At 65.9% G+C, this 5149-nt stretch carries 5 protein-coding genes; 1 reads left to right on the top strand and 4 read right to left on the bottom strand.

Translation table 11 applies throughout. The annotated features are described in order from the left end of the window. Nucleotides 1-54: 54 nt before the first annotated feature. Nucleotides 55-2580, bottom strand: a complete 2526-nt coding sequence (locus ACWGIG_RS36765; RefSeq protein ID WP_362420240.1) for an ATP-dependent Clp protease ATP-binding subunit — start codon at nt 2578-2580, stop codon at nt 55-57. 430 nt (nt 2581-3010) lie between these two features. On the opposite strand from ACWGIG_RS36765, the gene ACWGIG_RS36760 reads away from it, so the two are divergent. Next, complete coding sequence (locus ACWGIG_RS36760) at nt 3011-3607, top strand: SCO3374 family protein (protein WP_453326061.1); 597 nt, start codon at nt 3011-3013, stop codon at nt 3605-3607. On the opposite strand, the gene ACWGIG_RS36755 is transcribed toward ACWGIG_RS36760, so the two are convergent. From ACWGIG_RS36755 to ACWGIG_RS36745, 3 genes are all read right to left on the bottom strand, one after another. Continuing rightward, on the bottom strand, nt 3586-3918 hold the full coding sequence (locus ACWGIG_RS36755; protein ID WP_453326060.1) for a histone-like nucleoid-structuring protein Lsr2: 333 nt from the start codon (nt 3916-3918) through the stop codon (nt 3586-3588). The genes ACWGIG_RS36760 and ACWGIG_RS36755 overlap by 22 nt on opposite strands. Nucleotides 3919-4128: 210 nt before the next feature. Then, on the bottom strand, nt 4129-4659 hold the full coding sequence (locus ACWGIG_RS36750) for an amino-acid N-acetyltransferase (protein ID WP_453326059.1): 531 nt from the start codon (nt 4657-4659) through the stop codon (nt 4129-4131). 9 nt (nt 4660-4668) lie between these two features. Continuing rightward, nucleotides 4669-5058 carry a BlaI/MecI/CopY family transcriptional regulator gene (locus tag ACWGIG_RS36745; RefSeq protein ID WP_362420252.1) on the bottom strand — a complete coding sequence of 130 codons (390 nt, stop codon included), beginning with the start codon at nt 5056-5058 and terminating at the stop codon, nt 4669-4671. Between the last annotated feature and the right edge of the window lie 91 nt (nt 5059-5149).

The following is a 5149-nucleotide window of genomic DNA, read 5'->3' as shown; positions in this document are numbered from 1 at the left end:
GTTTCCGGGGCCCCTTCACACGCTCATCTCAGCGCAAGCGCCAAGCGTGATGTGTCACGCGTCCTTCGTCATGTTCGGCCCGTTGCCACCGGCAGCGGACTCGATCGGCGGGGCGTCCGGCAGGGCTGCCTTCTCCTCGCCGCGGAAGGTGAACTCCTTCGCGTCACCCTCGCCCTCGGTGCCGACGACCACGATGTGACCGGGGCGCAGCTCACCGAAGAGGATCTTCTCGGAGAGGATGTCCTCGATCGAGCGCTGGATCGTCCGGCGCAGCGGCCGGGCGCCCATCACCGGGTCGTAACCCTTCTTGGCGAGGAGCGACTTGGCCTCCGAGCTCAGCTCGATGCCCATGTCGCGGTCCTTCAGACGCTCGTCCACCTTGGCGATCATGAGGTCGACGATCTGGATGATGTCTTCCTCGGTCAGCTGGTGGAAGACGACGGTGTCATCGACACGGTTGAGGAACTCGGGCCTGAAGTGCTGCTTGAGCTCTTCGTTGACCTTCGTCTTCATCCGCTCGTAGTTCGTCTTCACGTCGCCCTGGGCGGCGAAGCCCAGGTTGAAGCCCTTCGAGATGTCCCGCGTACCCAGGTTGGTCGTCATGATGATGACCGTGTTCTTGAAGTCCACGACGCGGCCCTGGGAGTCGGTCAGCCGACCGTCCTCCAGGATCTGCAGCAGGGAGTTGAAGATGTCCGGGTGGGCCTTCTCGACCTCGTCGAAGAGGACGACCGAGAACGGCTTGCGGCGCACCTTCTCCGTCAGCTGGCCGCCCTCTTCGTAGCCCACGTAGCCGGGGGGCGAACCGAAGAGACGCGAGACCGTGTGCTTCTCGCTGAACTCCGACATGTCGAGGGAGATCAGCGCGTCCTCGTCGCCGAAGAGGAACTCGGCGAGCGTCTTGGACAGCTCGGTCTTACCGACACCGGACGGACCGGCGAAGATGAACGAGCCACCGGGACGCTTCGGGTCCTTCAGGCCTGCACGCGTACGGCGGATCGCCTGCGAGAGGGCCTTGATGGCGTCCTTCTGACCGATGACGCGCTTGTGCAGCTCGTCCTCCATGCGGAGCAGCCGCGAGGACTCCTCCTCGGTCAGCTTGAAGACCGGGATGCCGGTAGCGGTCGCGAGGACCTCGGCGATGAGCTCGCCGTCGACCTCGGCGACGACGTCCATGTCGCCGGCCTTCCACTCCTTCTCCCGCTTGGCCTTCGCGGCGAGGAGCTGCTTCTCCTTGTCACGGAGAGAGGCGGCCTTCTCGAAGTCCTGCGAGTCGATCGCGGACTCCTTGTCCCTGCGGACATTGGCGATCTTCTCGTCGAACTCGCGGAGGTCCGGCGGCGCGGTCATCCGGCGGATGCGCATTCGCGATCCGGCCTCGTCGATCAGGTCGATCGCCTTGTCCGGGAGGAAGCGGTCCGAGATGTACCGGTCCGCCAGCGTCGCCGCCTGGACGAGGGCCTCGTCCGTGATGGAGACGCGGTGGTGGGCCTCGTAGCGGTCGCGCAGGCCCTTGAGGATCTCGATGGTGTGCGGGAGCGAGGGCTCCGCCACCTGGATCGGCTGGAAGCGGCGCTCAAGAGCGGCGTCCTTCTCAAGGTGCTTGCGGTACTCGTCGAGCGTGGTGGCACCGATGGTCTGGAGCTCACCGCGGGCCAGCATCGGCTTCAGGATCGAAGCCGCGTCGATCGCGCCCTCTGCGGCACCCGCGCCGACGAGCGTGTGCAGCTCGTCGATGAACAGGATGATGTCGCCGCGGGTGCGGATCTCCTTGAGGACCTTCTTCAGCCGCTCCTCGAAGTCACCGCGGTAGCGGGAACCGGCGACGAGCGCACCGAGGTCGAGGGTGTAGAGGTGCTTGTCCTTGAGGGTCTCGGGCACCTCGCCCTTGACGATGGCCTGCGCCAGCCCCTCGACGACGGCGGTCTTGCCGACGCCGGGCTCGCCGATGAGGACCGGGTTGTTCTTCGTGCGGCGGGACAGCACCTGCATGACCCGCTCGATCTCCTTCTCGCGCCCGATGACCGGGTCGAGCTTGGACTCACGAGCGGCCTGGGTGAGGTTCCGGCCGAACTGGTCGAGCACCAGGGACGTCGAGGGCGTGCCCTCGGCAGGTCCGCCTGCTGCGGCGGTCTCCTTGCCCTGGTAGCCGGAGAGCAGCTGGATGACCTGCTGCCGCACCCGGTTGAGATCGGCGCCCAGCTTCACCAGGACCTGGGCGGCGACGCCCTCGCCCTCGCGAATCAGGCCGAGCAGGATGTGCTCGGTGCCGATGTAGTTGTGGCCGAGCTGGAGGGCCTCTCGGAGCGACAGCTCCAGGACCTTCTTCGCACGCGGGGTGAAGGGAATGTGACCGGACGGAGCCTGCTGCCCCTGACCGATGATCTCCTCGACCTGCTGGCGAACCGCCTCAAGCGAAATGCCGAGGCTCTCCAGGGCCTTAGCGGCGACACCTTCACCCTCGTGGATCAGACCCAGGAGGATGTGCTCGGTGCCGATGTAGTTGTGGTTGAGCATCCGGGCTTCTTCCTGAGCCAGGACGACAACCCGCCGCGCGCGGTCGGTGAACCTCTCGAACATCGTTATTCGCTCCTCAGAGCGGTCGGGCAGTTAAGGGGTCGGTCCCCTCCCTGTCCTTCCGCATGCTAGTCCCGCGGGGCGGGACAGCTCATTCCAACTGCCGACACCCGTTCTTGCCTCCCGGCCTGAACAGCCGACAACTACGTCAACTCGATGGTGCGAGACGATGTTCCCGCAGGCCAAGCAGTTACCCCTATCGCCACTACGCCGATGGCGAACGTGGGACCGCTTCGCGTGCGTGTCGCCCCTCCCCACTAGGAATGTCTTACCCGCAAGCACTGACACTCCATGCGGCGCACGCCGGTTCCCTCAGCTACGGGCGAACATCCTTGCGCCACCGGATGCTCCCGTACGCCCCCATTTCCCCCACGGAGCGCATCTGCCGACCGACACAGCGTAACCACCTGTCGTTCCGGGAGTTGCTCCGGGCATGGTTCCCACCGTTCCCCACCCCCGGCCGGCCCCGTCTGCCGTCGACAGCGCGCAGTGGGCCCCCTGGTACGAGGACGAGCTCGGCTGGGCGACGGTCACCGCTCCCGGAGAACCGGTTCTGCTGCGCACCGGGCTGCGGTTCGACGTACTGGAGCTGCCGGCCGCCGCGGGCCACGCCGTACTGCGCCGGATCGGGCCCACCGGGCCCGTCGCACTGCTGGGGCGGCGGATGCTGCTCCTCGTCGCCGCGGGGAGCGCCGACGAGGTGCCGTCACTCCTGGAGTGGCTGGAGTGGGGCTCCGTCGCCCTGGATCTGCGGGCGATCGGCACGGGCGGCCTGATCGCCGCCCCCGCTCCGCCCGGGACGGCGCCGTCCGCCGAAGGCGGGGCCGCACTGTGGCTGCGGCCCCCGGTACCGGGGCGGGAGTGGGAACAATCGCTTCCGGTATTCGCCGGCATCGGGGGCCGCGGAGCCGCCCCCGATCTCGTACGCCTTGTGGCTGCTGCAGCGACAGAATGCCACCGGGCCCGTTTGATCAACGTGAATACGGGACTGCCAAAAGAACGGCAGACTCAGCCGTTGGCCTTCTCGTAGGCCTCACGCACGTGGCCGGGGACGCGGCCCCGGTCGTTCACGTCGTAGTCGTTCTCCTTGGCCCACTTGCGGATCTCGGCCGTGTTCTGGCTGCCACCGGAAACGGCGCGCGTCTTGCCACGACCCGCGGCGCGGCCACCCGTACGGCGACCGTTCTTCGTGTACGGGTCGAGCAGCCCGCGGAGCTTCTCCGCGTTCGCGGTGGTGAGGTCGATCTCATAGGTCTTGCCGTCCAGAGCGAACGTCACCGTCTCGTTCGCCTCGACGCCGTCGAGGTCGTCAACAAGAAGGACCTGAACCTTCTGTGCCACCGGATTTCCTTTCATCGAAAATGCAGTACGCGGAAAGGAAACCGCTTTTCTTGGGAAAACACAAACCCCTGTCGGATGTTCAGTACCCCGAGAACACGGGAAACGTGCGCGTTTCGGACATAGGGTTACGGGCTTCACAGGCCGCTTGAGAGACCTGTTCCGAGGTGCCGTTCAGAGGCGCCGTTCAGAAGACCCGTTCAGAAGCACCGTTCAGAGGTGCAGAAGCATCCGGCTGTTGCCCAAGGTGTTGGGCTTCACCCGTTCGAGACCGAGGAACTCCGCCACGCCTTCGTCATTGGAGCGCAGCAGCTCGCTGTACACATCTCCGTCGACCGGAGCCTCGCCGATCTCCACGAAGCCGTGCTTCACGAAGAACTCGACTTCGAAGGTCAGGCAGAATACCCGGCGCACTCCGATCCAGCGGGCGGTCTGGAGGAGTTTGTCCAGTACTTGGTGCCCCACTCCGGAACCCTTGAAGCCGGGGTCGACGGCGAGAGTGCGTACTTCGGCGAGGTCTTCCCACATGACGTGGAGCGCACCGCAGCCGATCACCCTGGCGTCCTCGTCGCGTTCCGCGACCCAGAACTCCTGGATGTCCTCGTAAAGCGTCACGTTCGCTTTGTCGAGGAGGATGCGGTGCCGGGCGTAGGCGTCCACAAGGGCTCGGACGGATGGCACATCACTGGTGCGCGCCCGGCGGACGGTGATGGCTTTTGCCGACGCAATACGATCTGGGGCCATGCCCGGACGCTATCGCCCGGGTCCGCTCTCGCTCTCACCGGGGAGTTGCACGACACGCATCGCGTCCTGAAGCGCTTCGCGCTGCTCGGCGGACATCATGCCGAAGAACGCGACAAGGGCCGCCGCGGGGTTGTCACTGGTCGACCAGGCTTCGTTCATCAGTGCGGCCGAGTAGGCGGCCCTCGTGGAGACCGAGGTATATCGATAGGCCCGGCCGTCTACTTCCCTGCGCACCCAGCCCTTCTGATGGAGATTGTCCATTACGGTCATGACGGTGGTGTAGGCGATGGACCGGTCCTTCTGAAGATCTTCGAGGACTTCCCGGACGGTGACGGGACGGTTCCACTGCCACACGCGCGTCATGACGGCGTCTTCCAGCTCTCCCAATCGGCGTGGCACAGCGCCACCATAGTGGGAGATATCCGGAATGCCTGGCTATTTGAGCGGGAGCGCGAGAAAGAGGGGCGTGCGGCCCGGTTCGCTCCGGGGC

The sequence above is a fragment of the Streptomyces sp. NPDC054863 genome (assembly GCF_053610825.1).
The sequence above is the reverse complement of the archived record's forward strand: the minus strand, read 5'-3'. Positions and strand labels throughout refer to the sequence as shown.

Excerpts from the sequence above, each read along its gene's own strand:
- ACWGIG_RS36765 (WP_362420240.1), bottom strand. The coding sequence starts at position 2,580 with ATGTTCGAGAGGTTCACCGACCGCGCGCGGCGGGTTGTCGTCCTGGCT.
- ACWGIG_RS36760 (WP_453326061.1), top strand. The coding sequence starts at position 3,011 with ATGGTTCCCACCGTTCCCCACCCCCGGCCGGCCCCGTCTGCCGTCGAC.
- ACWGIG_RS36750 (WP_453326059.1), bottom strand. The coding sequence starts at position 4,659 with ATGGCCCCAGATCGTATTGCGTCGGCAAAAGCCATCACCGTCCGCCGG.